Raw genomic sequence first — 2,587 nt, 5'->3', positions numbered from 1 at the left:
TCTTTATACTCCAGGCATCTTCACTTTCAGTAACCCTATAAGCCGGTAAAATCAAATCATCCATTTTATTAATATCAGAGTTCCCGGCACTGGTTTTGTCTCCCAGCCTTGGATTTATTATTGAAACGGGGCGGGGACTCAGAACTTGATAAACCTGGGGCATGTCGAATTTTTCCAGGATACCGGGCAACATGATCTCATTATTGTATTCCGGTACTTTGACCTGAACCACGCTTTCAAAGGATATCAAGGGTTCTTCAAGAATAAATTCATCAATATCATTGGTCAACACTCCGGCAAAAGCTCCATAGAGTGATCCCATTCCTTTTCCCCAGAATTTTATATGCCGTGCGTTGAGATCAGATTCTTTTAACCATTTAACGGTAGTCAAGACATCCCGGACTCTTTGTCCGAAAATCGGTTTACCCGCCAGAAAATCCCAAAATTTGCCAACCATGTCGGGCGCTGTTTCTCCTATACCCCGCAGATCAACCGCACAAATCCTGTATCCTTCATCTAGCATTTCGCTTACAATTTTCTCTTCCCTGAGAACATCCGATTTACCATTCTCACTGACATACAATATAATATCATCAGACATGCTATTTTTCCCAGATTCCAGAAGAACTCCGGGTAGTACAATCCCCTCTTCCGGTTCAATCACAAAGGAGTTAACCTTGACATCTCCCACCTCATGCGATACTTTTAAATCTCCTTTTGCCTGAATATGATCCAAATCCACATGAAGTACATTTTTGACCAAATCAGGCATCCTTTTTTTGCGGTCATTTAAATCTTCTTGTGTGGTTATAGATTTCCATTGAGCTTTATTTTCACTTAAATAATCCAAAACCAAATCCTGGTCCTGTCTATTCCCTGATTCATTGAAAACACTGCCATTTTCTGCAGCCCATAAATCCTCTTCCGCTGCTAAATGGGCATCCCCTTCCCAAAAATCCGATGCATCACCATCGGTCCATCGCAACATCCAGGAATAGGTTATTTCACGTTGCTCCTTATTGTAAGCATGCCCTGCCCTAACCATTGTTGTAGTAAACTTTTCTGGTACACCATGTGCAGAATAGGTTTTATACAACCATGTACTAAGATCCCAAACACCTCGGGTAGGATTCAAATGATCGTCGGTTGTAGTGTTAAGCAGCAAAGGTTTGGGTACGTGAGCAAACAGGGGATCTCCACGGGGATCTATACTACTTTCAAAGGCACCAAAAAAAACCTGCTCGTGATCTGTTGCCAGACCTGCATGCACACGGTACGACCATGTATTTGGATTACATGTGGGCACGGAAACTTGAATACGATCATCGAAAGGCAAGATGTATGTCGTCATCATGCCACCTCCGGAACTACCCGTCATGCAAATTTTGTCTGCATCAACTTCCGGCCGGCTAACCAGATAATCAACAGCCCGAATGGCATCCCATACCATAACATTAAATACATGTGTACCACTCAAGAAAGCCTTGATACCTATTATCTGATGTGTGTTTCCAGGTGCCCCTCCCCATGAAGCATAGTCGCTTACCTGTCTTTCTCCTTGTCCCAACTGGTCGATTGTTAATACAACGAATCCATTCTTTGCCTGCGCTATACTCATTCTTTGATACCTTTCGTCAGCTTTACCCACTTGCGCATGGCCAATTACGTTAAGATGAGCTGGCCGGGGAGAAGTAATGTCCTTAGGCAAATACAAATTTGCACTGACCAGATAATCGGGACGGCTCTCGAAAAGAATTTTCTCAATAACATAATCCTCCCGTTCAATCCTGCCCGTTACACGGGCATTTAAAGGGGTGCGTTCCGGGAAGGGCCCGGTCCATGAACGCATGGAATCCCGGATCGTCGAGGCCCACTGGTCCCAATCGCTTTGGGTTTTGAGTGATGACAACAGAGAATCTCTTGCCGAGAATTGCCTGTCCACAATATGGGTCAGATAATTCTGCATCATGTTATCGGCTGGTTCGTCTAAAACAGTAAGATCCCGGTTGGATAAATTGCCTTGTCCATATATGGAACCACAAGAACAAAAAATTATAATAAGAAGAAATATAAATATATTTTTTTTCATCAGATTTTTATTTATTTTTACTCTTATTGCCTTAGTGATCTCTGAATTAATTCGGATTCTTAATTACCAATTCATTTTCAAACTGAACTCGGGTAACGGATCATGGGCTTCTTTCATAATCCGCTTCATTTCTTCAACAATTTCAGGATGATTATTGGCAACATTATTTTCCTCAGAAGGATCAATACTGAGGTTGTATAATTCTATCGGTTTGGGATTATCGGTACACGTATTCAATCGGATGGCTTTCCACTTTTCTCTACGAACAGCCTGTTTCCCCCCTCTTGCATAGAACTCCCAATATAAATATTCGTGTTGTTTTTGCTCTTCATGCTTGCCTTCTAATGTAGGGAAGAAAGAAATCCCATCCGTAGCTTTCGGCGGCTCCACATCAGCTACTTCACAGAGTGTTGGTAATATATCCCAGAAGGCTGAGATATGATCGGAAGAGGTTCCAGATGCTATGCGCTCAGGCCATCTGGCAATAAAAGGTGTTCT

The 2,587-nt window shown here is 42.5% G+C and carries 2 protein-coding genes; both read right to left on the bottom strand.

The window, feature by feature from the left end:
* On the bottom strand, positions 1-2,089 hold a 2,089-nt coding region (locus tag KGY70_20700), incomplete at its 3' end, for an acetylxylan esterase (protein ID MBS3777626.1).
* A 63-nt stretch (positions 2,090-2,152) separates the two neighbouring features.
* A partial coding sequence (locus KGY70_20695) for a DUF4976 domain-containing protein (protein MBS3777625.1) occupies positions 2,153-2,587 on the bottom strand: 435 nt, incomplete at its 5' end.

The organism is Bacteroidales bacterium (genome assembly GCA_018334875.1).
In the GTDB taxonomy this organism is placed as follows: Bacteria; Bacteroidota; Bacteroidia; order Bacteroidales; family UBA12077; genus JAGXLC01.
The sequence above is the reverse complement of the archived record's forward strand: the minus strand, read 5'-3'. Positions and strand labels throughout refer to the sequence as shown.